General features: G+C 41.6%; 17 protein-coding genes, 1 tRNA gene and 1 pseudogene. 9 read left to right on the top strand and 10 right to left on the bottom strand.

The window, feature by feature from the left end; translation table 11 throughout:
• Positions 1 to 81: 81 nt before the first annotated feature.
• The 6 genes from ACP14V_RS15420 to ACP14V_RS15395 all read left to right on the top strand — a co-directional run bounded on the left by ACP14V_RS15420 (position 82) and on the right by ACP14V_RS15395 (position 2,468).
• Positions 82 to 288 carry a YgaP family membrane protein gene (locus ACP14V_RS15420; RefSeq protein ID WP_136564791.1) on the top strand — a complete coding sequence of 69 codons (207 nt, stop codon included), beginning with the start codon at positions 82 to 84 and terminating at the stop codon, positions 286 to 288.
• Positions 289 to 438: 150 nt separating this feature from the next.
• Positions 439 to 567, top strand: coding sequence for a hypothetical protein (locus tag ACP14V_RS15415; RefSeq protein ID WP_262709742.1), 129 nt, complete (start codon positions 439 to 441; stop codon positions 565 to 567).
• 253 nt (positions 568 to 820) lie between these two features.
• Entirely contained in the window at positions 821 to 1,378 is a 558-nt protein-coding gene (locus ACP14V_RS15410) for a YeeE/YedE family protein (protein WP_272608853.1), read from the top strand.
• Entirely contained in the window at positions 1,375 to 1,788 is a 414-nt protein-coding gene (locus ACP14V_RS15405; protein WP_272608852.1) for a YeeE/YedE family protein, read from the top strand. Before ACP14V_RS15410 ends, ACP14V_RS15405 begins: the two co-directional genes overlap by 4 nt.
• 103 nt (positions 1,789 to 1,891) lie before the next feature.
• Positions 1,892 to 2,299 carry a response regulator gene (locus ACP14V_RS15400; protein ID WP_272608851.1) on the top strand — a complete coding sequence of 136 codons (408 nt, stop codon included), beginning with the start codon at positions 1,892 to 1,894 and terminating at the stop codon, positions 2,297 to 2,299.
• A 97-nt stretch (positions 2,300 to 2,396) separates the two neighbouring features.
• Positions 2,397 to 2,468 (top strand) — tRNA-Arg (locus ACP14V_RS15395).
• Between the two features lie 19 nt (positions 2,469 to 2,487).
• On the opposite strand, the gene ACP14V_RS15390 is transcribed toward ACP14V_RS15395, so the two are convergent.
• From ACP14V_RS15390 to ACP14V_RS15370, 5 genes are all read right to left on the bottom strand, one after another.
• Positions 2,488 to 4,683 (bottom strand): PepSY domain-containing protein, encoded by a 2,196-nt coding sequence (locus ACP14V_RS15390; RefSeq protein WP_272608850.1) that lies wholly within the window; start codon positions 4,681 to 4,683, stop codon positions 2,488 to 2,490.
• 5 nt (positions 4,684 to 4,688) lie between these two features.
• Positions 4,689 to 5,186 carry a DUF2271 domain-containing protein gene (locus tag ACP14V_RS15385; protein ID WP_272608849.1) on the bottom strand — a complete coding sequence of 166 codons (498 nt, stop codon included), beginning with the start codon at positions 5,184 to 5,186 and terminating at the stop codon, positions 4,689 to 4,691.
• Between the two features lie 7 nt (positions 5,187 to 5,193).
• Complete coding sequence (locus ACP14V_RS15380) at positions 5,194 to 6,702, bottom strand: ankyrin repeat domain-containing protein (RefSeq protein ID WP_272608848.1); 1,509 nt, start codon at positions 6,700 to 6,702, stop codon at positions 5,194 to 5,196.
• Positions 6,703 to 6,953: 251 nt separating this feature from the next.
• The gene (locus ACP14V_RS15375; RefSeq protein ID WP_272608847.1) at positions 6,954 to 8,408 is read right to left on the bottom strand and encodes a hypothetical protein; all 1,455 of its coding nucleotides are present in this window, start codon (positions 8,406 to 8,408) and stop codon (positions 6,954 to 6,956) included.
• A 19-nt stretch (positions 8,409 to 8,427) separates the two neighbouring features.
• A complete protein-coding gene (locus ACP14V_RS15370; RefSeq protein WP_272608846.1) occupies positions 8,428 to 10,842 on the bottom strand; it encodes a TonB-dependent receptor in 2,415 nt (804 codons plus the stop codon).
• Between the two features lie 124 nt (positions 10,843 to 10,966).
• Between ACP14V_RS15370 and ACP14V_RS15365 the strand changes: the two genes are divergently transcribed.
• Entirely contained in the window at positions 10,967 to 11,953 is a 987-nt protein-coding gene (locus tag ACP14V_RS15365; RefSeq protein WP_272608845.1) for a helix-turn-helix domain-containing protein, read from the top strand.
• 129 nt (positions 11,954 to 12,082) lie between these two features.
• On the opposite strand, the gene ACP14V_RS15360 is transcribed toward ACP14V_RS15365, so the two are convergent.
• From ACP14V_RS15360 to ACP14V_RS15345, 4 genes and pseudogenes are all read right to left on the bottom strand, one after another.
• Positions 12,083 to 13,705 (bottom strand): L-lactate permease, encoded by a 1,623-nt coding sequence (locus ACP14V_RS15360; RefSeq protein WP_272608844.1) that lies wholly within the window; start codon positions 13,703 to 13,705, stop codon positions 12,083 to 12,085.
• A gap of 39 nt (positions 13,706 to 13,744) precedes the next feature.
• Positions 13,745 to 14,986, bottom strand: coding sequence for an amidohydrolase/deacetylase family metallohydrolase (locus ACP14V_RS15355; protein WP_272608843.1), 1,242 nt, complete (start codon positions 14,984 to 14,986; stop codon positions 13,745 to 13,747).
• Between the two features lie 63 nt (positions 14,987 to 15,049).
• Positions 15,050 to 16,657: an aminotransferase class V-fold PLP-dependent enzyme gene (locus ACP14V_RS15350; protein WP_272608842.1), complete on the bottom strand. Its 1,608-nt coding sequence runs from the start codon at positions 16,655 to 16,657 to the stop codon at positions 15,050 to 15,052.
• Between the two features lie 2 nt (positions 16,658 to 16,659).
• Positions 16,660 to 16,719, bottom strand: a pseudogene (locus ACP14V_RS15345) (RagB/SusD family nutrient uptake outer membrane protein); the annotation flags it as partial.
• Positions 16,720 to 17,317: 598 nt separating this feature from the next.
• Between ACP14V_RS15345 and ACP14V_RS15340 the strand changes: the two are divergent.
• Entirely contained in the window at positions 17,318 to 20,227 is a 2,910-nt protein-coding gene (locus tag ACP14V_RS15340; protein WP_272608841.1) for a PEP/pyruvate-binding domain-containing protein, read from the top strand.
• Complete coding sequence (locus ACP14V_RS15335; protein WP_272608840.1) at positions 20,228 to 21,493, top strand: serine hydrolase; 1,266 nt, start codon at positions 20,228 to 20,230, stop codon at positions 21,491 to 21,493.
• On the opposite strand, the gene ACP14V_RS15330 is transcribed toward ACP14V_RS15335, so the two are convergent.
• Positions 21,480 to 24,215: a hypothetical protein gene (locus ACP14V_RS15330; protein WP_272608839.1), complete on the bottom strand. Its 2,736-nt coding sequence runs from the start codon at positions 24,213 to 24,215 to the stop codon at positions 21,480 to 21,482. The two genes, ACP14V_RS15335 and ACP14V_RS15330, sit on opposite strands and share 14 nt — an antisense overlap.
• Positions 24,216 to 24,231: the final 16 nt, after the last annotated feature.

Raw genomic sequence — 24,231 nt, 5'->3', positions numbered from 1 at the left:
ACTTTGATATTGAATGAATAATAGTTTTTGAAAGACTAAGGAATCCGGCATTTTTCTGGGTGACACATAAAACATATTTATATGAAAAAGAACATGGGCGGTTCGGACCGCATAATAAGATTGGTTGTGGCGCTAGTGGTATTTTCCCTTTATTATTTTGGGGTCATATCGGGTACTTTAGCCTATGTCCTAATGGCATTGGCCGCCATATTTGTTCTAACAAGTTTTGTAGGTTTTTGTCCTTTGTATGTCCCTTTTGGAATTAAGACATGTAAAACAAAGGATTAGGTTTTTTCTTGATTGGTTGATGACAAAGCCACCCTTTTTGGGTGGCTTTTTTGTGCATGGAAGTATAACTATTCGAATTTTTGTTTTATGAGAATTGTCATACTTTAAGGTTAATAAGGCTGCTATATTTGGGATATAAAATACGCAACTATGAAAACTTTATTAGCTCTACCCTTAGTTTCCTGGGACAACGGTATTATTATGATTGCTGTATTTGGTGCAGTGGTGGTTGCTTTGGTGCTGGCAGTTCTAATGATGATGAACAGCGGGAAAAAGTAATTTCCCCTTTCTAAATAGGTCTCTCTTCTGAGTCGGTTTGTCTGTAAACGAGTCGAGCTTTGGAATATGTGGCTTGTCTTTTCAATAGATGCATATCTTTTGTGTCTGATACTTCTTTTTCGGATATTTTAGCAATAGGTTCACTGTAACCAATGTTACTGTGAAGAGGTTTTTTTGCTGTTAAATTTGCCTCCAAATCATACAATCTTTTTTGTTTAAGTCTTTTTGTTCAACTTTGTTAAAAACCTAACAGATGTTTTATCAACCTTGGCCTTGGTATATAGCCGGACCTCTTATTGCCTTCATGATGGCATTGCTCATTTTAATGGGCAAACGCTTTGGAATGTCCTCCAACCTCGAAACTTTTTGTTCCATCGGAGGCGCAGGAAAATTCACGGATTACTTCAAAGTAGATATAAAATCCAAACGCTGGAACCTATTGGTGGTTTTGGGCTCCGTTATTGGAGGATTTTTGGGAGCACATTGGTTGTCGCCCAACCCCGCAGTGGATATTTCACCCAAAACCGTAACCAAACTTCAAGAATTGGGATTTGATAGCGCCGGAAAAGCCTATTTGCCCGCTGAGCTTTTTAGTTTGGAATCGTTGTCCGACCCAAAAATTTGGATCATTCTTTTGATTGCAGGTTTTTTGGTGGGCTTCGGGACCCGTTATGCCGATGGGTGCACTTCTGGACACGCCATTTCGGGCTTGAGTAATTTACAGCGACCTTCATTGATAGCTGTCATTGGATTTTTTATAGGTGGACTGATCATGGTTCACTTGTTGTTCCCCCTAATTTTTGGATCATGAAGAACTTGGCATATATTTTTATCGGTACTTTTTTGGGAATTGTCCTTTACAAATCGGAAGCGGCCTCTTGGTTCAGAATTTATGAAATGTTCCAATTTGATTCATTCCACATGTACGGCATAATCGGTTCTGCTTTGGCCCTAGGGGTTGTTTTGGTCTTATGGATCAAAAAATCAAAAGTAAAATCCTTTTCAGGAGAACCCATTGGCATACCCGACAAGGAAAAATCTTTTGCTCGATATATTGTGGGCGGAACCCTTTTTGGATTAGGCTGGGCATTGGCCGGAGCTTGTCCAGGACCCATTTATATTTTGGTGGGCGCTGGTTATTGGCCTATCATTATCGTGCTGATTGGAGCCATTTTAGGAGCTTTTACCTATGGTGTATTTAGGAATAAATTACCGCACTAAGGTTGATTGAACGGGATATTTGGGCCAAACAACGATTATGAATGGTTTGTTGCTCGCAAGCCTCTTTCTTTGTCTGTCCCAAAACTTACGTAATTAACCCTGCATGAAGCTAACCACGTTTATTATTGACGATGACTTGGTGTCGCAGTTTGCGACCCGGTATTGCATACAACAATCCCATGGTAATTTTGACATTGTTACTTGCTCCAGCGGAGAGGAAGGCATAAACGCCTGTTTGAGTTCTATTGAGGAGCACGACAGATTGCCCGATATTATTTTTTTGGACCTTGTAATGGATGGGATGAACGGTTGGGACTTTCTCGAAAATTTGCAGACACTATTCAAAAAACATGAACTGCCAAGTGTTTATGTACTTTCAGCCTTTACCAATGCCAAGGACCGAACGATAGCCAAAGGTCACGCTCTGATTGCTGGTTATATTGATAAGCCTTTGTCACGTTCCTATTTGGAAAAAATCTTGAAAGAAGAGGAGAAAAAGCGTGTTGTTTAGTTCCTATCCTGTTCCTTATGAAAAGAATCTAATTAGATTGCTGCAATTGCATAATGTTTTTCAAAAAAACATATTTTTGCATTCCATTTTCAGAAATGGCCCCGTAGTTCAATGGATAGAATAGAAGTTTCCTAAACTTTAGATGCAAGTTCGATTCTTGCCGGGGCTACTTTTAATTCTTCAGATGGTTAATAACAATCCATCTTAATCTGGTTACGATTCTGGTAGTGGCTCAGATTTTTGCTAAGATGCGTGCTGCAAATCTTTTTTAATTCACTCAAAACCTCACCCTGCATTGCAATGGATCCACAAATCATCACATATCCCCCTTTATTCAGGATTTTAGCAATGTCAGCACCATCTTTTTTAATCAAATGTTGTACATAGGTTTTTTCGTCACCAATCCTTGAGTAGGCAGGAACAAATCGGGATAATTTTTTTTGTGCTAGAGCTTTGTTAATGTAAGATTGATAGAGCTGCAAGGACTCTGGTGTTCTTCCGCCCCAATATACGTGTAATTTTCGTTTGTGTGTATTGGTGGCCATCATTCCCAAAAATGGGCCTATCCCTGTTCCTGTTGCGATCAATACCGTTTCTTTATTGCCCTTGGGAAGATGAAAATGTCTGTTCTTTACCACCCCGGCAGATAAAATTTCACCTTTACCCAACTCGCCCAATTGATTTGAACAGATTCCATTGGGATGTTTCTTTACACTGATTGTCAATAGATCTTTTCCTAAGTGGCCAATGGAATAGAGACGCTCACGGCCATCTTCATTAGGGATAATAGATAAGAGGTCACCTGAAACAGTCTTTGCTCCATTTTTGTTTTTTAGGGTGAGCAGAAAAGTATCCTCTTTGGTCAGGTCTGCCCTGTCCATCACCACAAAATCGGAAATCTGGTTTTTGGTTAGCGATATTTTGGGCTTTTCAAGACGCAGTGTTATTCCTTGGGATTTGGCCCATTGATTTGTCCACTTGGAAAAAGCTTCAAAAGATTGATTGTTTATGGTGAAAACTTCACCCAAAGCCGTGGAATCCGTTTGGGTTTTTAAGACTTCGGATACTTCATAGGCGAATTGACAAAAATTAGGATAGGATGTAGAGCCAAATCCAACTACAGAAAAGGAAAATGGCTGTTTTTGCAGATGTTCTTCGGCCAATTGCATAAACTTTGAAGCACTGGCCGGGGCCTCTCCTTGTCCATAGGTTGCAGTTAACAGTGTGAGTTGTTTCATTTTTGGGAAGACATTGTATTCGTTCATCATTCCCAAATAGCTTTTTTTTCCAGTCTTTAGCAGTTGTTTGTGGAATTCTTGGGCAAATAATAGGGTGGTGCCCCCTTCGGTACCTACCAATATGATATGTTCACAATCATTTTTGGCATATTTGTTTTTGATACGGATTTTGGGTCTTTTAAAATAAATGATAAAACCCGTGAGCATCAAAAAAGGAATGGAAAGGCTTCCCAACCCCAATATGCTACTCCAAATGATGCTGCCTTCGCCAGTGTGCAAAACAGTTGCCCACGAGGATATGGTGGTAACAAGGGGTTGTTGCTTTTCAGTAATGGTCTCCCCAGTAAATTGGTTGAGCAAAACCTCCCTATACTTGAGACGGATGGTATAATAATCTTCCACAAACTCAGAAAAAGGGTACTCCAATTCCCGGAGTTCCCCTAATGCTGTCTGCTGGAAAAGCGCAAATTCTTTAACGGGTATGGTTGGTGTTTCCCGTAAGGAATCATAATCCACTTCATGGGCAATCTGTTCTTCTGGAATTAGGTTGAAGCGCAGTAATGACAGGTACACCCCGGTCAATGACAATACCAAAATGGGCAATAATGCTATGCGTGAATAAACGACATGGTTGAATTGCGAAAAATTTTCACGTACCACTGGGGCAAAAAAATATCGGATTCCTCCTTGGCGTTTGGCGATGAGCACAATACCTGAAACAACAATTAAAAAAAGCAGGAAGGAAACAAGACCGATCAAGAACCGTCCTGTGGATTTTAGAAACAATGATCGGTGCAGATTTGTACTGAATTGAAAAATCGGCGCCTTTTCAATGAGGTGGCCTAACTGTTGCCCAGTGAAGGGGTCTACGTAAAATTGCTTGCTCTCACCTTCTATAATGACCGAGACACTGATGAAGCCGTTGCGGTCACGCGAGATGGAAAGAATCTCATCGTATTTCGCATTAAGGTTCTCCATTGTCTGGGCCAAACTAAGCCCATCTGCTTCAGCAATGCGATAGGGCTGTACTTTGTTCGATATGGGTTCCACGGCCAATATTACCCCCGTGATTGATGCAACCAACAGAAACAGGGATGATACCAGTGCAAGGATCAAGTGGCTATATCGCCATACCGAAAGCGCCATAATTATTAATTTGGCACCATCCGAATATAACGGATATAGCCTTTTCCATCAACTTTGTTTCTGATTGTGGCCGAATTGAGGTCTATCTCAGCATCAACGGTATAGTACTCCTGGTTTTCAACCGCAGACTCAAAACGGATTTTGTAGCCGCTGTCTACTTGGGATGAATCCACGGACAGTGAAATAATGTTTCTTTCACCATTGCCCACAGTGGCTCCTGTAATGGCATCAATATTCTCATTTATACCATGGCTAAAACCCCACCAATCTTTTAGGTCTGGAAACCACTCTGGGTCATCTCCTTGAACATACAGGGTTTTAACATAATCTCCTTCAGCATTAATCAAAGAGACAACCACATAGGCTTTTTCACCTGTATAGTTGGCCATCTGTATCATACACTTATAGGAAACCGTGGTTGGTGCTTGCATAAAGGATGAGGCAGCAAAAAAAGCGAAAACCAGTGTAAGTAAAATTATAGGGCGATTCAGTATTCTTTTCATATTTTGATTAATTAAGGAAATCCAAATTCACATTGGTTTTACCCAAAAGTTCATTTTCTTGGGCCAATTCGTATGCGGTTTCACCGAACTCAGTGGTTGCATTGGTGTCTGCACCGTTGGCAATTAAATATTTGAGAATGTCAGTGTCGGTGGATTTCATGGCCGCATAATGTAAAACAGTGTTTCCTTGTTTGTCCTTTGCGTTGATATCCGCACCAAAGGCTTGCACTTTTTTAAGTAAGCCCAAGTCATTCTTGTCCATGGCCAAATGCCATACTGTTCTTTGATCGGGTTGTGGCTTTGCAAAGTCAACCCCTGCTTGGCGCAATGCTTTTACCTTATCATCAAAATCACGGGTGTTGCCACGTGCCGCGAATAGGTAATAGGCAAGGTTGTTCCCGTCTTTGTCCACAACAGTTGTATTGGCCCCCTTAGAGATCAAATAATCCACAACTTCAACGGAATTGTCCTGAACGGCCAAAGTCAATGCAGAATATCCTTCATCATTTTTATGGTTGATGTTATCCGTTTTTTCGGCCAGAAACTTGATCACTTCCAACTTGTTACGCGATGCAGCATTCAACAAGGGGATATTGCCTTCACTGTCCACGGTATTTAGGTCAACTCCCTTTTTTATAAAGTAGTTGTAAAGGGCTAGATTGTCTGAAGAGCGCGACAGGTTGTGCAACGGAGTAATTCCATTTTTGGAGGTAATATTGGCGTTGAGCCCCAAACTTTCCAAATAGTGGAACACCTCCATGCCATTACTGCTTCCCCTTCCGCCACGACTGGCAAAAAGAATGGCATTTTCATTGGTGTTGGGATTTTTTTCCGTTGAAACGCATTTGGCTACCAAGGCTTTTAAAACTTCGATATTTCCACCTTGGGCAGTAATGTTGAATATGCCATTAGCATGATCATCGGTAGCGTTGAGGTCTAGTCCTTTGCTGATAAAATAGTTGATTAAGTCCAAATTTTTTGCCCTTGGTGCTGCCACCAAAAGCACATTGCGACCATCGTGATCTTTTTCATTTTTAAGGTCTGCACCATTTTCAATAAGAAAATCATAGATTTTTGTATCGGTTTGGCCAGTAGCAGCGGTAAATTGGGTCAAGGAATACCCATGGGAATCTTTTACGTCCAATTTGGCGCCTTTTTCAACCAAGTACTTCATGATGTCCAAGTCACCTCGTGAGGCAGCCCAAAAAATATAGGTGCGTGAATCGTGCGTGCGTTTGTTCACATCATTGCCATTGTCGATAAGGTGTGCAATCGTAGTTACTGGATTTCCTCCAAAAATAGCAAAAGTGGTAGGGTCAAATCCGCCTCTATTGGCTTCGGTAATTGAATGCCCTTGGGCAATTTTGCCATTAATATCGGCAATTGAGGGTTTTGAGGCCCAATAGTCCCTATCCATAAATGGATTATCAGTACCGTCCTGTTGTGCCAAGGTGTTTGAGACGGCAAGTACGGCAACCATACCAAGGAGGAAGGATTTTATAGTCTTTGTTTTCATTTTGGTTCTTATGAGATTTTTTAAATGTAAAATTCCATGCTCTATAAATTTATGGCTTATAAAGATGTCAATGGATCGATATAGTATGTAATCAGGGTTTCAAAGTTATTGCTTTTGATCTAAGTTTAAATGGAATACAAGTCCATTCCAAAACTGAACAGGATCTTTTTATAAAATTGTTCAAACCTTAAAATTCCGTGGGATGTTTTTCTCCCACGGAATTCTATTTCACATAATTGCTTCAGAAAGGTTTACCAGGCACCTATAAAATGGCTTCCCGTAGCGTTGACCAGTTCTGCCCCCTTGGTAACTTCACCGGTTTCGGTATCTACAACATAAATGTTTCCGTTCTTTCCTACCGGGGCTTGTGTTAAATAAATCTCATTTCCATCAACGGCATACCCTTGGTATTGGAACAAGTAGAAGTCTGCCTCGTATGGAATATCATTGATTTGGGTAGCCGTTCTGGCATTTAGATCAACAAGGGCAAAGAAACCTTGCTGACCAGCAACACCTTCTGCAGACCCCTCGTGGCGGTAGGCCAAAACTGCTTTTCCGTTGGCAGCAGGTCTCCAGGCCAAGACATAGGCACCGGTTACGCCCAGAGCATCGTCCAAGTTGAAATCGTAGGAGTCATCATACTGGTTGTCAGTACCGATCTTTAGAATATGGGAACCTTCAGGATCGCCTTGGTTGGCTTGGTAAACGGCACCGTCGTACTCAAAAGAGTTGATGCTTCGATATCCGTTGGTGTTACCATGCCCTACGCCAGAAGTGATTATGGTTGGATTCAACAGAGAGGGATAATCCAATACAATGGTTTTGGAGCCTAAAATTTCATAATCACTATCACTTTCTATTGTTTCGGGATCAATTTTGCTCAAACGGGCACCTATGTATAATTTGTCGCCAGCGGCATTTAAAGTGGGCATATCAATTCTAGAAATGTAGTATCCCAATGCCTCTTCTTCTTCGGACAACCCGATCTCATGTTCTTGGAAATTGTTGATTTGGGAATCAACCAAATTCAAAGTTACTACACCAATGGTCTGGCTTGTACGAATGTAGGTGTCATCGGCCACATTGTCCGGGGTGCCGTTGTCATCAACTTGGTGTTCGGTAGATACGTAAACGGCAGAACCCGTTTTGTCCCCATCAAACAACTTGATCCATCTAGGTGCCGATCCTACATAAGGAGCAATACTGATTTCCGATCCGGTTTGTTCAAAATCATTGCCGCCGTTTACAATGTACTTGGTATAGTTGCCACCGGTATCGCCAGCGTAGCTAATGTTAAAAATGGTGTTGCCATCTTCAGAAGCCTGCAATCTGGCCGTTCTGTTGGAGGGTGCTACAAAACCATTGTTAAAAGGATCTATCTGAACGGTTGGGTCTTTGGCCTCTTCACTGGTAACGGAATATATTAGGGTTCCTCCATTGCCATCTCCTGGGTTTTCACCCATTTTGGCACCTGCAATGGTAATCCATCGGGACTCCTCTACGGGCTCTTCATTAGGACATCCATTGTTGGCTGCTGTTCCTGCCTCTGAAGGGCATTCGTCATTTGTATCTGCAATACCGTCGCCATCGGTGTCAACAACCGCGGGGTTTTCACCGCCATTGTCATCACTGCTACATGCGGTCATTAAACCAAACACCAGCAAAAAGACAGCTAAAGTTCTAAAATTTAAAAAGGTACGTTTCATATGAGTTGATTTATTACGATTAAAAATTGTTTACTATGTAGTTTAGTTTTAGATAAAAAGCCCTGCCTGGTTTTTGTACCGATAGATTATCATACACGGCTTGGTCAAAAATGTTCTTGACATCGAAGCTTAGGATGAAATTCTTTTTGGGGAATGTATAGCTGAGCCCAAAATCATGGGAAATTTGCTCGGGAATCAGAAATTCCTCTTCGCCTGATGTGTTTCTCCCTGCGGCGAACTTGAAGGCAAATTCGTCGGTATAGTAGGCGTTATAAAATAGATTGATCCGGGAATTTGTTTGAATGAGGTTGTTAAGGGTATACCGTAAACCTGCATTCATGGTAAACAAGGGTACGTTGGGAACATCGCTCTCTACGCCTGAGTTTACCGTGGTCAAGCTCATCCGGGTCATGTTAAAATTGAACCCTAGGTTATTGTCGTAGGTGTAGTTGAACTCTGCCTCAATTCCTTTGGATTCTGCCGTGTTCGCTAAGTTGGTATATTGTACAAACTCGTCACTTTCCCTAAGTCCATCGGCATTTGCAGGTAGTCCTATCCTGTTTTCAATATTACGGGCAAAGAAGTTGGTGGACAGGGTAACCCCATGTTTTTTAATGTAAAATTTGCCAAGACGAAAACCAATATTCAAATTGTCACTGGTTTCAGGTTGAATGGTCAGATTGGGAAGCAAGTTATCCCCGGCATCACCAAAAACTTCATTTTCACTAGGTAGACGAATGGCTTTTTCAGCGGATAACAACAAGGTAATTTCTGGAATAACAATATAGGAGGAGGCAAACCCATATCCTGTGTAATCTTTGTTGCTTTCGTAAACCTCATCAATTACTTCGGTATTGTCTTCATTAAACACGGGTTTGGTGTTCAGTACTTTTTGTAAATAATGCTTCCCAAAGGCGTTTAATTTAAATTTATCATCAAATGCGTTCAGTTCATAACTAAGGGAAAAGATATTCTTATATATGTCACTGCTTTGTTGGAAGGTGTTTTCCAACAGTGACACCATTTCATCAGTATCTTCTCTGTCAATACCGCTATAAACGTGATTCAATAAAATTCTGTGGTTGTTGTTTATGGCATAAGAAAGACCCGACCGTACCGAAGCTACGTTGCGGACAATTTTGGCCAGCGTTGGACCATTTTCATTTTGGGAGCCCCAGATATAATCAAGGTACTCACCATCAAATCCAACCAATCGCTCTCCTGCCCAAGTATAGGCCTGGGCAACGGTATCGTTAATAACGCGGTTACGCTTGCCATATACCCCATTGACGGTTAGGTCTAGGTTTTTTATAAAAAGATCCTCTTTTTGGTATGTTAGGTTTCCAAGAAATGCGTCGGACTTAAGAAATCGGCCCTTATAGGGTGATATGGTCACGAAAGTACCATGCTGCACTTCATTGTATTCATCGGATGCTGTAATGCCCACCAAAAATTGATCGGCCCAACCAACATTGGTATATCCAACTTGCACTGTACCACCCGAAGAACGATAGGCATCATGAAACCTTCTGGCCACAATAGGTGTTTGTACTCCGTTTGGGGCAATATCCACTATGGTTCTTCCTGAAATTTTATAATCGTTGTCCGAATAGTTGTGAAACGCTGAGGCTTTTATGGTAAATCCTGTTTTTTCTAATCTATAGGCACCATTCAAATTTGTTTGCAAAGTGTTGAAAGACCCATAGGAAACAGAAGCGTTTAGGTTATTTTTGGCCCCATCATGAAGTTCAATGTTAATGGCACCACCTACGGCATCGCTGGATAAATGTCCGGGCACCACCCCTTTATAGACCTCAATATTCTTGATCATTGAAGGAGGGATGCTGTTTAGATTGTAGGAGGAACCGTATACAGAAATTGGAATTCCATCAATAAAAATGCTGACCGATCGGCCAGAAAGGCCATTTAAACTGTATTGCACGCTTGAACCCAGACCGCCATTTTGACGTATTTTAACGCCAACCGTGGTATTCAACAATTCGTTGGTTTGTATACTTCTAAGTCCCGCTTCCTTGGTTTCTATGGCGTTTACCGCAAAACCTTTGGTTTCCAAAGCGGTTTTGTTGGATTTTCCACTTACCGTTACCCCATCTAGGGTTTCAGTATTTTCACTCAGCGTAAAATCGAGCTTTATCCTACGGTTTTCCGGACTTGTCTGAATGGTTTTTGAAGCATTCCCATACCCAATGAAAGATACGGAAACGGTATACTTTCCATAGGGCACGTTGATTTCAAACCTGCCCTGTTCGTCAGTCAAAGAGCCGATCTCTGTCCCTTTGATCAGGACCGTGGCGTATGTCAGCGGGCTGCCATCTTCTGAGGTTATTTTACCGAAAATAGCGCTGTCTTTGGTGCTCTGAGCGTGTGACAGTAAGGAAATAAAGAAGAAGATGGTTGAAAAATGTTTGCCCATTCTTGTAAATAATAACAATTATCTTTATTAAGATTTAATCTAAATAAATTAGATTTGCAAATCTAAAACAGGAGTGGGCGCGAGGATACCGCAAAAGGAAGTTTTAAGTACGCAAAAGGAAGAAATGCAATCAGTCTTAAAAAGTGAGCTGTTCAAGGGGAGTGTTTACAAAAAAAAATACTCCAAGGATTTTCTTACCGAAGAATTGCTCGAGGATAAGATTGAAATTGATACATCAGATGTCTCAGGTGTAATCAAGGAACTTCAACTCAACGGGATTTTTATATGGAGCAAATACATTCATGCGCCAAAAGGATATGTGTTTCAAGTTTCTAGCAACTTTTCACTGTTCGCACTTCATTTTGAGATTGCAGGAAACTATAGGTATACACCTTTTAAAGACCGCAATCCCCTAGTGGAGATACCGGATTTTCATTACAATATATTCTATTTGCCTGAAGTCAATGGTACTCTAGAATATAAAGGGGCGCCAAGGCGTACACTTGAAATTGTCTTTACTTTAGGATTGATAAAAGAATTGGTAGGGGATACTTATGGCCAAACATTGGAGAAAATCGATGACATGGTCAGAAAAGGCAAACCATTTGTTTTTTGGAAGAAGCCACGTCCTATTTCCTCAGAACTTGGTCAAGTTTTGGAAGAAATCATAAACTGTCCATTTGCGGGTCGGTTAAAAAAAACATACTTGCAATCCAAGATTACAACCTTGTTGGTAGATATATTGATTGAGTTTAATGGGAATTTAAAGCCTGAACCAAATATAAAGGTATCCAAAACTGACATTGCCAGTATCCGTAGGGTAGAGCGTCACATAAAATCGAATTTGAAGAAAACTTTACCTATTTCGGAGCTTTCAACAATTGCAGGGTTTAATGGTACAAAATTAAAAAGGGATTTTAAACGAATACACGGAACCACAATCTATAAATATATTACCCGATTGCGTATGAAAAAAGCAAGTGCACTTATACGTAATGAAGGTCTTACAATCGCCCAAGCTGCTTATGAAGTAGGCTATGGCAACCCACAACATTTTACCAATGCCTTTAAACGAACCATGGGGTATTTGCCCAGTAGCCTTAAAAAATGATTCTTTCATTTTGGGTCTACCGTAATTTAACAGTTTGAATAGGTAATACCTTTTTTCATGAAGAAATCGCAGGCTCTATTGCTAAAGACTGCGATTTACTACAATCAAACAAACTCAAAAAACGTTAACTCAATTCCATATAGGGACTATCCACGGTATTATGTACGCTTGGGCCAAAGTGATCAAACAAATCAATAAGAGCATGATCAAACTATGTTTTAAGGTATATCTAAAAAGTTGTGCTTCCTTGCCAATCAACCCCACTGCAGCAGTGCCTACAGCAATGGATTGGGGAGATATCATTTTTCCGACCACACCACCTGAAGTATTCGAAGCTACGGTCACCAAGGGATCAACTCCAATCGATTTAGCTGTTTCAAATTGAAGTTTCCCAAAAAGTGCATTTGATGAGGTGTCCGAGCCAGTTACAAAAACACCAAGCCAACCCAAAATAGGGGCAACAAATGGATACAAAAACCCAGTATTGGCCAATACCAAGGCAATGGTGATTACTATTCCCGAATCGTTTACCACATAAGCAAATCCCAAAATGGCCGAAACTGTAATTATGGGGAACTTTAGTTGTTTTAAGGTTGAAAAAAATAAAGCAAAACCTTCTCTATATTTCATCCCAGAAATAGGGATGGACAAAAGTGCTGTTATCAGAATGGCCGTCCCAGCTGCAGAAAGCATATTTAATTTATACCCATGGGGAATGGGTTCGCCCTGTCTATCCAAAATAACATTGTGCAGTCCTTTGATGTCAAACTTGAACGTACCTATCAAGTCGAGCTTTTCTTTTACAGGTGCTAACCCCCAAACAATTATCAACACGGCTAAAATCACAAAGGGGAACCAAGCAATGGCTATTTGCTTTTTGGTATAGGTCATTTTTTCCACTTCAGAAGGAGCTTCCTCGTTCTCGAACCTCCATATGTTTTTCGGTTTCCAGAATTTTAAAAAAATAATGAGACAAATGATGGATCCCAATCCGGCAATGATATCGGGAAGTTCCGGCCCAAGAAAATTGGATGAAAACCATTGTAAAGAGGCAAAGGATACACCACAGACCAGTATGGCGGGAAACACTTCCAATGATTTTTTGTAGCCACATATCAACATGGTCAAATAAAACGGAAGTACCACAGACAAAATGGGCAAGGTACGTCCTACCAGTTGCGAAATGGCCATTTCAGGTATTCCCGATACTTGAGAAGCTACGGTAATGGGTATACCGATGGCCCCAAAGGCAACGGGTGCTGTATTTGCTATCAAGCAAATACCTGCTGCATAAAATGCATTGAACCCCAAACTTACCAGCATAGCTGCCGTAATGGCGACTGGCGCTCCAAACCCTGCCGTTCCTTCTAAAAATGATCCAAAGGCAAAGGCTATCAATAATGCTTGCAGCCTACGGTCCGAGGTAATGGATGCCATGGAATGTTTAATAATCTCAAACTTTCCGCTTTTAACGATAATGTTAAACAAGTAAATAGTGGTCACTACAATCCAGCATATGGGAAACAGCCCATACAAAGCACCGTGGGTAAAAGACAATAGAGCCAATTTTATGGGCATTCCATATATCAACACAGCTACAAGTAGGGCTGCCAATGCAGCATACAAACTGGCCTTATGGCCTTTCATTTTTTTGATAGCCAAGGCCCAAAAGATAGTGGCAATGGGAACAAGGGCAATCAATAAAGACAAATAGATATTGCCGAAGGGATCTACAATTTGGTTCCAGGTCATCAAATTCAAAATATAGGTTAGTATCCTTGTTGTTTGAGTTTACATGGATGGAAGCCCACTGATCACCCTTGGAAGTGGGGCTGTAAGTCCATTTAAATCGTAGAACACCCGCCCTCCTTTGATGGTCACTTGGCATTCAAACTTTTTGGTGCCAGACATTTTGGTGCCCTGCTGGTCATAAAATCCAAATTTTCCATCGCGGAGGCTGAGGACGGTAACATCTCCTTCCGATCCCACGGAAAGATTTCCCAATTCTTCTCTTTTTATGGTTTTTGCCGGATGCCAGGTTACAGCGGTTATTATATCCTCTAGACCCATACCCATAGCCATGAATTTTGACATTATGCTCAAGATATCCTTCATGGCAGCGTTCATACTTCCTCCATGCAGGTCCGTACTGATGACATCTGGGTAGAATCCATCCTTGGTGCCTGGAATGGCGTTTGCGTACTTGAAGCTTGCTCCTCCATAACCAACATCATAAATAAGACCTCTTTTGCGCGCTTCAAGGACAAATGGTTTAACCTTATTGGTTACGGTATCTATTATGGGCCTGCCATAAACATGTGTAAAAATATCCCCAGGCCTAAAACGTTTAAGAATGGCGTCCTCCAATTTGCCATCCAACATTACCGGTATGTTCCCGGCCATGTTGCCCGCTTCTATTGCGCGATCAATGGGGACATAATAGTCTTCCCCCTCACCTCTAAAGTGTGCAACCTTGAAACCTACGATCAGGTCTGAGTACCTTCGGGCCACTTGGGCACTTAATTTTGCATCCATGTCGCTGGTATCCTGCTCCCAAACTCCTCCCTTCATTCCTTCGCCTACTATATTGAGGAACGATAGAATTCGCGTATGGGACCGGTCAATGGTCTGCTCTTTGAATGTCTGGAAAGACTTCCATCCTGCACTTCCGGCATCAACAAGTGTGGTAACCCCATTCCGAAAAGTAAACCCATCGGGAGGAACGGCGTAAAAACTATTTCTTAAATAATGACCGTCTTCCACCCCAAAAAAGCCATGTGCATGCATATCTACCAATCCTGGCACCACATATAGCCCCTTGGCATCAACAATTCTATTGGCCCTTTTCTTATTGATTTTTTTGGAGATTAACGCCACCTTTCCGTCTTTTATGGCTACATCAAGTGGTTCATTAATATCATTTTTAGGGTCGATTACATGGCCACCTATGATGGCAATATCAAATTCTTGGGCATTTAATCCATATCCCACATAAAGGCAAAAAAGCGCTAGTGCAATAATTTTTTGTTTCATTTTAGGTTGATTGTTTGTTATTCATGGTAAACTATTTTTCACCGAATATGTAGGTGTCAAGAATCAATATTTCCGTTTAGCTTCCCATTTTCCATTACCATACTCGCTAAAACTAACATCGCCACCCATGGTTTGTGCGTTATGTACTTTTCCTTTAAAAGTGAAGTTTAGTCGAACCCCGTCTTCGGTATGTGAACTGCGGATCAGCACCTCGTCTCCATGAATGTTGCCCATTAATCCTCTGGATGCATAGCTGCCGTAATGCGTTCCCTTGATGTCTTCATCTTTCTGTACAATCACAAAGGTTTGATCTGATGATGTTGCTGCAAACCACATTGTAACTTCCCACTCCCCGCTTAAATTAAAAGTGGCAGGCGCCAAATTCTTCCCAATTTTTGGCGGGTTTGACAAAACCTCAAAAACGCGATCGGCGATTATTTTTTCTTCACCATCTTTTAATTGCGACGTGTTTATGCCAATGGTTGGGCTGGTATTGGGCGGAAAAGGTAAAAAACTCCCGGCCCCGCTTACAGCCACTCGAGGCGTTTGGTTCCACAAAATCTGTTCAACTTCATGCCCTGTCAGTGGTATTTTTTCCATATCCCATTTTACCCGAAGTGATGGACTTGGGTTGGATAGCTGTTCCGGTGGGGGTTGTCTTATGGAAGTTTCCAAACCGGGGATCTTATTCAGTTTACTGGCGATATATTCCAACCTATTGGTCCATACTTGCCTTTCTCCAACATGATCTCTCTTCATCCACATTTCCACTGCGGCAAGCATTCCCATGATTTCTTCCCGACCCACCTTATATCCACGACCGAACCCATGGTGCGGTGCGCTGGTCACCCAAGCTGCTTTGATCAAATCTTTACGGCCCAATAACAATCCAGCACATTGGGGTCCACCTAAATATTTTCCACCGCTGTAGGCAACCAAATCGGCACCCTGCTCTATATGAGGGTTGGGCACTGGGAGCCCTTCTGCTGCAGCATCGACCAAGATGGGTACATCCAGCGGTTTGGTGACACTGGCAATTTCTTTTACGGAAAGTGGTCCGTTCATGGATTTTGATCCCGCCAATACAAGTACCATTGCAGTTCGTGGTCCTAAGGCAGCTTTCAGCTCTTCCTTGCTGTCCACCGTGATCATTTTTACCCCAACCCCTCTAACAGAAGATTCGTAAGCGGTCCATGAGTATTTGGGAATAATGACCTCGTCCTTCATGCCTTCCAGGTTAGGGAGTTGCCAGAGCTTATCTGGATCTCCGCCAGTGACAATTCCTGTTGTGGCGATAATGAGCGCTCCCGTGGCTCCGGTTGTGACCACACCATATTCCGTTCCGGTCAACGCTGCCAAACGCTGACCAACGCCATCCATCAATTCATCAAATTCAACATAATGGTGAGTAGCCTCTTCCATTGCCTGCTCAACTTCGGGCAATATCCGGCAACCACCGATGACGGTAATAGTTCCTCTTCCATTGATTACGGGGCGTACACCTATTTTTTCATAGATGCTCTTTCCTTTTTCAGCCTCAAATGCCAGTCCTTTTAGGGTCTTGGCCGTTTCAGTTTGTCTTCCTGCATATAAGCTGGAGGGGATTAATTGAGCTATTGCCCCAGTTAAGGGAAGTACACCCAACTTTCTAATCAATGTTCTTCTTTTCATAATTAATATCCTGGGTTTTGGGTTAAATTAGGGCTGTTATCCAATTCTTGTTGAGGTATTGGAGGCCGCCTCGCTTTACATCAAGAATCATGATTGATTTAAGTGAAGTTGTACGAATGACATAAACGTACTTCCCTTAGAAATATCAACAGATTGAATTTTCAATACCTTAACTTTTTTTAAAAAATATTTTTATAACCTTATCATTTTAACATTTAAATCAAAAATAGCTAAGTTTTTTGTGACATTTATGAAAATAGTGTGTTAATCAAGAATCTTATAGATTGTATTAAGAGGTATACCTTGACATTCATAATTGCCGTAGGGCAATTCTTGACTATAAATTGGATTGAAATGAGATTATGATATGGCCAAATATATGGTGGGGAGTTTCTATATAAATTAAAACCCAGTAATTGTTATACTGGATTAAAGTCTTGAATTCTTGCGAGAACAACTTTTTGAACGAACCAACTTGAATAAGCATATTTATTCCTACCCAAGAAATTTTTCAAATAGAGTTTTTTTCATGGTATGGTAAATAACAAACTATCAAAAACGGCAGTATCAATTTCTGAGGTTATTTGAATATATTTACTACAAAGGATTTTATGTTGCAAACATATTGTTCCAAGAAATCCTTCTTAAAACGTGATTGCTATGAAACGTTTTTGTAAGATAGCTTTACTCTTTCTCTTGGCTCTGCCATTTTTTATCCAGGCCCAAAAATTGGAACCCAAGGAAATTACGGCATTGATCAATACCTTTAAAAATGATGTTCGGGGCCCCTACAAGGATATCCGGTGGTTCTGTACCGATGGAAGTATTCGAGCTCCAAAGGATCCATGCCCAGAGGATATTGGTCCAGGAGTGCAGCATGCCCGTTATAAAGATCAAGTGGTGGCATTGGGAAAATCCAACCATATTTTCCTTGGCCAAATATTGGCGTATACAGATGTTGACTCGTTTTGGGATGAAGAAAATGATCATTCCCGCTTAAAACAATATCAACTTGATAAATATCTTAAAAGTGTCGACAACGGCTGGATTAACCAAAAAGGGCAATTTTACCGTGGGGCTATTCAAGCTGAAGATGAACAGGCATGGGGCATGGAGTTTTATCAATGGCTGTTGGAGAGCGACGAGGTTTTGCTGAAGGAATATTTCTTGGTTCGCCAATCTTTAAAGGATATACCCCACAATGGGGATGACAATGTGGCCCAAAAGATGCGGAGCGAATCCAAGGTCATATCCGATTTGTATTTGCCTTTTATGGATCTTCGGGTTAAAATTCATAGTCAACCCGAAGAAAGTGACATTCAAAAAGTAGTTGGGTTCAAACAAGCACACACTGCTAAGTTGACTTCAGACATTTCCAGAAAAATAGATCAGTTGGTGGCTACCATGAAGGAATTCCATAAGCCAGTGGATATTGTTGCGTTGCCTAAAATAGCCTCTCTCGCGGCAGGAACAGATTTAGGCGGGAAAATAGAAAGTTTTGCCTCCAATTCAGCATTGGTAAATAACGAAAAGTTATTACTGGAACAAGCTTCACAGCTTTTGTTTGATATCAGGAACGATCTTTTGCAAGAGAAAAGACCCACGGCCAGACTACAACTCCTTGATGTTTCTCTAAAACTGGAAGAAATTGTGTTTAAAAGTTCGTCCAACTATCAACCGGAAACCTTGAAAGAGCTCTTGCATAAAATCTGTTATTTGGGCATGGCCGTCACTGGATCGGGATATTTGGAACAATGGGAATGGGAACAGCTGGCCAGTAATCTTACCAGTTATGAATCTGAGGAACGATCACTTGGTGAACTTACTGAAGTATTAAATCGGGCAAGGGCTGCAGTGGAATGGAGTGCAGCCATGGTCAAGGCCAATTATGATGCCATAGTAAGAGAATATGTTGCTTTTGAGCCGCTTACAGCAGGTTTTGTAGATGACAAGATTCGTGGTTCCGTGGCATTGCATTTGGGGCAAAGTGTAGGTGATTTAGGAAATCTAATTTCAACAGAGTCCCAGCTGGCGAACAAAGTAATGGGCCTACAAAATCAAAGTACAATCCGAGGCCTCAATCCCGGATATGCGTTTGGGGAGTTGGTAGTTGTAGGAGGAAGCTCTGATGATATTGAGGTGTCATCGGACAAAATCTATGTGTTTCAACGTCCACCATCAGATCTAAAACCTGTTGCAGGTATTGCCACAGTGGCAGAAGGGAATATGGTTTCCCATGTTCAATTGTTGGCACGTAACCTTGGGATTCCAAATGCCGCCTTGTCAGATGAGAACCTTCAGGATCTTCAACAGTATAATGGAGCAAAGGTTTTCTATGCGGTTTCGAACAAAGGGAACGTTATTCTTAAGCTTGAAAGCCAAATGTCTACAGAGGAAATGGCACTTTTTTCCAAAAAAGAACGTAAGGAAGAACGCATTGAGGTTCCCATTTCACAGATACGGTTGGATGAAAACAATGTTTTAAACATGCGAAATGTTGATGCGGACGATTCGGGTAAATTGTGTGGCCCCAAGGCTGCAAATTTGGGTCAACTCAAAAAAATGTTCCCTGAAAAAGTCGTTGAAGGCTTGGTGATTCCTTTTGGAATTTTTAGGACGCACATGGACCAAAGCATGCCCGGAGAGAAGATTTCCTATTGGCAGTTTTTGACCAAAATGTTCGAGGAAGCCAATAGCATGTTGGATTCAGGGATTTCCGAAAAAGAGGTGGAAAATTATCAGCTACACGAATTGGGGATTTTACGGGATGCCATCAAAAAAATACCCCTTGAGGACAGCTTTGTAAATCAGTTGGAGAAGGGATTTAAAGAAGTTTTGGGTTCCGAATTGGGTTCCGTTCCGGTTTTTCTTCGCAGTGACACCAATATGGAGGATTTGAAGGATTTCACAGGAGCAGGGTTAAACCTTACTATTTTCAACTCTGTAGATAAGGACAAAATTTTACAGGGCATTAAGGATGTTTGGGCATCGCCTTATACGGAACGGAGTTTTAAATGGCGTCAAAAATACTTGTTGAATCCTGAGAACGTTTTTCCGTCCATTTTGGTGATTCCTAGTGTGGATGTGGACTATTCTGGCGTTTTGATTACGAAGGGAATCAGTGCTGGGACAGATAAAGATCTTACGGTGGCATTCAGCAGGGGAGCTGGTGGAGCTGTAGATGGACAGGCCGCCGAACAATACCTGATTATGGATGAAGGCGGATATACCTTGTTGGCTCCTGCAAGGGAACGTTTCTATAACGGTTTGCCCAAAACTGGTGGTACAGAGAAGAAAAAAGCAACCTTCCAAGATCGAGTCCTCAATGAAAAAAACATCAATGAGATTCGGGAGTTGGCCCGTACAATTCGAGCCCGTGTGCCTAAAGAGACACATTCCGATTATCAAGACGCTTACGATGTGGAGTTGGGCTTCAAAGATAATAAGCTTTGGTTGTTCCAGATTCGTCCGTTCGTGGAGAACAAAAAGGCGCTGGGTTCCACATATTTGGAATCCATCACACCTAAGATCGACCTTACCAAACGTATTTCACTTTCTAAAAAATTGTAGATGAAAAAAATACTTGCTTTAGGAATTTTGGGGTTGATGGGATTGGGATTCACAGAATTTGTGGAATATCCCATAGATGGTTATGAACGTACAGGGATAAAACGGCTAAAGCGGCTTGAAATGATAAAGAATGGGGAACTCAAGGAAACGTCTTCTCCCTTGCCGGAAGGTGCCAAAAAATCTTGGAATGATATACAATTAAACCTGCTTTCCAGAAAAGCGGATAGTGTGGGAAGCTTTTTTGTGGTGGACGAATCATTTCAAAAAGATATTGGAGCCTTGTTCAGAGGGCTCGATAAAAGTTATTCCTTGACCATTTTGGATATTTCGGACCCTGATAGTATACGCTATGCCGAACGGAACAAAGCATTGGGCTATCAGCCGGGCAGTGTGGGTAAATTGGCCGTGCTTGTGGCACTTTTTGAACAACTGGACAAGATTTACCCTGATTCCTTTGAAATGCGTACCCAATTGTTGAAGAACAAAGTGGTAAAAGCGGGGGTATGGGGCCTTACAGATGAACATACCGTCCCTATCTTCAATATAGAGAAGAATACCTTGGTCAAACGTCAGGTGATTGCCAGTGATGTGTTCAGTCTTTATGAATGGGCCGATCATATGCTTTCCGTTAGCAACAATGGAGCAGCAAGTATTGTCTGGCGCGAGGCACTTTTAATGGCTGCTTTCGGTCAAAAATATCCCGAACTTACCGAAGAAGAAGCCATGGCCTATTTTAAGGAAACCCCTAAGAAGGAGTTGACGGATTTGGCCAATGACGTAGTTAATCTGCCACTTCGAAATTTGGGAATTACCACTGATGAATGGCGATTGGGAAGTTTTTTCACCTCTGGTGCCAATACCTATGTTGGAGACAAAGGTGGCAGCATTGGTACACCTTACGGACTGATGAAGTTTTTGGTGCAATTAGAGCAGGGCAAGGTCATTGACGAGGCGAGTAGTCTGGAAATGAAACGCCTGATGTACATGACAGATAGAAGAATTCGTTATGCGCAATCTCCTTCCCTTAAAGAAGCAGCCGTTTATTTTAAATCCGGAAGCCTTTACAAATGTGATCGTAGCAAAGGGGAGGAGTGCGGAAAATACATGGGCAATGTGCAAAACTTCATGAACTCCGTGATTATTGTGGAACACCCGGATAACTGTAGATATATGGTAGTGCTCATGACCAATGTGCTGCGGAAGAATTCTGCTTCAGACCATATGTATTTGGCTTCGGCCATAGACAAAATCGTTAGGAAGGGTTAATGTCTCCCAAGGCTTTGATGGCAAAATCCTTGATTTTTGGATTGTCATCCGTAACCAACTTTTCCAATAAGGGTTTAAAACGCAGGTCTTTTTGTTTTCCTATCAGATAAATTACGGCCAGTCTCAAATTTACATCCGGGACATTTAGCAATTGCTCAAAACATTCCATTTCACTGGGAATGGTATGTTTGATTTTTTGGATAGCTTCCTCCGATGAAAAATCCATGGTGGCTTCCTCAATAATGGGCAATAATTTTTGTTTAAGGTTGCCTGTGAGTAGGTTGTCCAAAAACTCAATGGCCTTGTTCCTTGATTCTTCTTTAGGACTTAAAAGCCCCAAATAGGCATTTTGTACATCTTCTTGTACATACTTTAGCCCTAAAAGCTTGAATATCCGTTCCAAGCCCGAATCCAATCTTCGTTCCAACAATTCCAATAACGAGGCACGGGCATCTCGCTCCTCCGAATCGATATTTGCTCCTGATTTTTTCCGGTTTCTGTATGAAATGATAATCTGGGTGTGCATGGCCGAAAGCGTTTGATGGTACAATTTGCATTCCTCAAAAATCTTGGCCACTATTTTAAACCGATTGAATTGTAATGTGGGTCTTTCTTTTCTGATGTCGCTAAGGGCACGTACCACTTCCAACCGAATACTGAGATCAACATCATCAAAAAGTTGAAACAAAGAATAAACGGCTTCCTTGGACATGAATGACTTGATTACCAAGGGCACAAATCGGCAAATTTCGAGGGTTACTGTCCGGTTTTTTACATGTGAAACCAAAATGGGAAGAACCCCTGGACCGTAATTGTTCAGCGCCGCAATAACAAAGGGCCTCATTGCTTTATGAGGGAGCAAATGCAGGAGCTTACTGATGAACATTGGTCGCATACTGAAGCCTGCTGCAACTATGGCAGCTTGTTTTAAAGAGTCATCTTTATCCTCCAAGGCTTCCATGATTACTGGATAATATTGCGGATGCCCAGAAGCGCCAATGGTTTTTAAAACAAGTGGATTTGCGGGGGATCCCTTTTGCGCCAAACGCTTTTCCAACCTTCCAATTAAATCATGCCTTGATTTCAAGGTAATGTTTCCGGCACTTTCCTGTGCCAAACAGAACAGAGCGGTATCGCGAATCAATTGGGTATCTGCATCCAGAAACTGGTCAAAAACGTATTCTTCATTTTGGTCCGCATGAAGCAACAGATACTCAAAAGTGGCCAAAGTCAATTCTTCATCGTTATATGCCAAAAGTTCACTGATATTGGCCACCATTGCAGCGCTGTTTAAAAAATAAAGATTGCGCATTGCGGCAGCTTTTACTTTTAGGGAAGGGTAATCCAGCAATTTCAAAACGTCCTCGGAGAATCTCCTATCATTTATTTCCATCAATTTGTTCAGCATAAAAAGGATTTGTTCCTCTGTTCCGGAGGAAAAAACGCTCTTCATTCCTTCCACCACGGATACGTTCTTCACCTTGGCAATAGATGTGTTTGTGGCTTTTGTAGTTACATTTTCTAAGTTCTTTTTAAAGGTGGTGTAATATTCTTTGCGCAAAACAGCCACAAAAAAAATCCAGACAAGAACCAAGCCAATAATCAGTAGCGTAATACTGGTTGTTCCTAGATTAAGACCAATAACAAAGAAAATCAATAACAGTCCGGCAAATCCTGTGGCAATGCTATCAACAACTACATCTATGAAGGATTTTGTACGATTTTTTAGTTCGAAGGGCAGGGGTAGCGCCAACAATTCAGAAGCACTTTTGTTGATGGATTGCTTCAATACCCCATCCATTGCCTTTATGGCCACAATGGCAGATAATTCTGGGATTATCAAGAAAAAAACAGCCCCAAACAGGATGCCCAAGGGCAATAAAAGCAAGGAAAATCCAACGCCCCAAATGCCCACTATACGTTGGGTGAGGAAGAGTTGTACTGCCAGCGACAATAAATTGAACGTAGAGAACCAAAATGCAAGAAATGCGGAAAGCTCTTCTGGGTCTTCAATGGACTTGGCAGCAAAATCACTAAACAAATAATCCACCAATTTAGCCACCAAAACGCCAACGGCCACGGTTAAGGCCATATACGTAAGGTGACGGGATTTTTTGATCAACGTATAAGGATGACCATCTGTTAATGAGATTCGCTTTTTCTGTTGTAGCTCATCTAGTTTGTTTACCCGAAGTTTCCAAATAAATCGAAGTAACGGAAAACACCCAATAAGTAATACGGCTGCGATAAATATCATAACGGCATTCCCAAGAAGCGGTGCAAAAATGGAGGTTAGATAGCCCCCTATGATTCCACCTAAAATAGCTCCTGAGCCTATAAAGCCAAAAAGTCGTTTTGCATCCCGCACGTTGAAAACCAAATTGGCAAGGACCCAAAATTGGGAAGCAGACAGTACGGCATAAATGGCCACCCATATATAGAAAAAGAAGAGCAGATAAGTGTTCATCAGTCCCAATTTCAATAGGCTTCCCAAGGCCACTAGAACAACAATTGAAGTTGTTAGGGTAGTTTTTATGATGTGGTTCAACTCAAATTTTACCAGAATTCGGGTATAGAATAGGGAGCTGAGCACTGCTGTGAGAGCGACCAATACATAGGCAACAGACAATTTTTCGGCACCGAGTTCCGAGAGAAATAGTGCATTGATCGTGGGCTTTATGATCAAAAGAACTGATATGATCAGAAAGATGTAGCAAAACATGAAAAAGGAGATTTTG

It is taken from the genome of Flagellimonas alvinocaridis (assembly GCF_965248585.1).
GTDB lineage: Bacteria > Bacteroidota > Bacteroidia > Flavobacteriales > Flavobacteriaceae > Flagellimonas > Flagellimonas alvinocaridis.
The sequence above is the reverse complement of the archived record's forward strand: the minus strand, read 5'-3'. Positions and strand labels throughout refer to the sequence as shown.

Excerpts from the sequence above, each read along its gene's own strand:
- ACP14V_RS15420 (WP_136564791.1), top strand. The coding sequence starts at position 82 with ATGAAAAAGAACATGGGCGGTTCGGACCGCATAATAAGATTGGTTGTG.
- ACP14V_RS15415 (WP_262709742.1), top strand. The coding sequence starts at position 439 with ATGAAAACTTTATTAGCTCTACCCTTAGTTTCCTGGGACAACGGTATT.
- ACP14V_RS15410 (WP_272608853.1), top strand. The coding sequence starts at position 821 with ATGTTTTATCAACCTTGGCCTTGGTATATAGCCGGACCTCTTATTGCC.
- ACP14V_RS15405 (WP_272608852.1), top strand. The coding sequence starts at position 1,375 with ATGAAGAACTTGGCATATATTTTTATCGGTACTTTTTTGGGAATTGTC.
- ACP14V_RS15400 (WP_272608851.1), top strand. The coding sequence starts at position 1,892 with ATGAAGCTAACCACGTTTATTATTGACGATGACTTGGTGTCGCAGTTT.
- ACP14V_RS15390 (WP_272608850.1), bottom strand. The coding sequence starts at position 4,683 with ATGGCGCTTTCGGTATGGCGATATAGCCACTTGATCCTTGCACTGGTA.
- ACP14V_RS15385 (WP_272608849.1), bottom strand. The coding sequence starts at position 5,186 with ATGAAAAGAATACTGAATCGCCCTATAATTTTACTTACACTGGTTTTC.
- ACP14V_RS15380 (WP_272608848.1), bottom strand. The coding sequence starts at position 6,702 with ATGAAAACAAAGACTATAAAATCCTTCCTCCTTGGTATGGTTGCCGTA.
- ACP14V_RS15375 (WP_272608847.1), bottom strand. The coding sequence starts at position 8,408 with ATGAAACGTACCTTTTTAAATTTTAGAACTTTAGCTGTCTTTTTGCTG.
- ACP14V_RS15370 (WP_272608846.1), bottom strand. The coding sequence starts at position 10,842 with ATGGGCAAACATTTTTCAACCATCTTCTTCTTTATTTCCTTACTGTCA.
- ACP14V_RS15365 (WP_272608845.1), top strand. The coding sequence starts at position 10,967 with ATGCAATCAGTCTTAAAAAGTGAGCTGTTCAAGGGGAGTGTTTACAAA.
- ACP14V_RS15360 (WP_272608844.1), bottom strand. The coding sequence starts at position 13,705 with ATGACCTGGAACCAAATTGTAGATCCCTTCGGCAATATCTATTTGTCT.
- ACP14V_RS15355 (WP_272608843.1), bottom strand. The coding sequence starts at position 14,986 with ATGAAACAAAAAATTATTGCACTAGCGCTTTTTTGCCTTTATGTGGGA.
- ACP14V_RS15350 (WP_272608842.1), bottom strand. The coding sequence starts at position 16,657 with ATGAAAAGAAGAACATTGATTAGAAAGTTGGGTGTACTTCCCTTAACT.
- ACP14V_RS15340 (WP_272608841.1), top strand. The coding sequence starts at position 17,318 with ATGAAACGTTTTTGTAAGATAGCTTTACTCTTTCTCTTGGCTCTGCCA.
- ACP14V_RS15335 (WP_272608840.1), top strand. The coding sequence starts at position 20,228 with ATGAAAAAAATACTTGCTTTAGGAATTTTGGGGTTGATGGGATTGGGA.
- ACP14V_RS15330 (WP_272608839.1), bottom strand. The coding sequence starts at position 24,215 with ATGTTTTGCTACATCTTTCTGATCATATCAGTTCTTTTGATCATAAAG.